This is a genomic window from Citrobacter sp. wls826 (genome assembly GCF_005281245.1).
In the GTDB taxonomy this organism is placed as follows: Bacteria; Pseudomonadota; Gammaproteobacteria; order Enterobacterales; family Enterobacteriaceae; genus Citrobacter; species Citrobacter braakii.
On sequence record NZ_SZWS01000015.1, the window covers coordinates 26,759 to 27,935 of the forward strand.

1 protein-coding gene is annotated in these 1,177 nt (G+C 55.8%); it reads right to left on the bottom strand.

Features of this window, described 5'->3' with window-relative positions; genetic code table 11:
• Positions 1 to 1,177 (bottom strand): threonine ammonia-lyase, biosynthetic (gene ilvA / locus FDW87_RS02045; protein WP_252362952.1); only part of this gene is annotated, 1,177 nt, incomplete at both ends.

Consider the following 1,177-nt stretch of genomic DNA (forward strand, 5'->3'; position numbering starts at 1 on the left):
GCGTTTCATCATGACAGTCATAACCCAGTTCGTTCAGTCGCGTTTCGAAATCAGGTTCGTGCTCACCCAACTCAAACGCCGCCAGTACGCGACCATAATCGGTTCCGTGACTACGATAGTGGAACAACGAAATATTCCAGTGCGTCCCCAGGGTATGCAGGAATTTGAGCAACGCCCCCGGAGATTCCGGGAATTCGAAGCTGTACAGCCGCTCCTGCAAGGGTTTCGACGGGCGCCCACCGACCATGTAGCGCACGTGCAGCTTCGCCATTTCGTCGTCGGACAAATCCACCACGCTGTAGCCACCCTCGTTAAGCAACTGGAGGATTTCCTTACGCTCTTCCAGCCCACGGCTCAGACGGACGCCAACAAAAATACAGGCGTCTTTCGCATCAGCAAATCGGTAGTTAAACTCGGTAACCGAGCGTCCTCCCAACAGCTGGCAAAACTTCAGGAAGCTGCCCTTTTCTTCCGGAATAGTTACTGCCAGCAACGCTTCGCGCTGTTCGCCCAGCTCGCAACGTTCGGAAACATAGCGTAGGCCATGGAAGTTAACGTTAGCGCCGGAAAGGATATGCGCCAGACGTTCGCCGCGAATGTTGTGCTGGGCAATGTACTTTTTCATCCCCGCCAGCGCCAGCGCACCGGATGGTTCCGCCACCGCGCGCACATCCTCGAACAGATCTTTCATTGCCGCGCAAATAGCGTCGCTATCGACAGTGATGATGTCGTCGAGATACTCCTGGCACAAACGGAAGGTTTCGTCGCCGATACGTTTAACCGCCACGCCTTCAGCAAAGAGGCCAACACGCGGAAGATCGACCGGTTGACCGGCATCCAGCGCCGCTTTCAGGCAGGCTGAGTCTTCAGCTTCAACGGCAATCACTTTGATCTGCGGCATCAACTGTTTGATCAGCACCGCCACACCTGCCGCTAATCCGCCACCACCCACTGGCACGAATACACGATCAAGGTGGGCATCCTGCTGCAATAACTCCAGTGCCAGCGTGCCCTGCCCGGCAATCACCATCGGATGGTCGAACGGAGGAACCCAGGTAAAACCCTGCTGCTGCGACAGCTCAATCGCTTTGGCTTTGGCTTCATCAAAATTCGCGCCGTGTAGCAGTACTTCACCACCGAAACCGCGAACGGCATCGACTTTGATATCGGCGGTAGC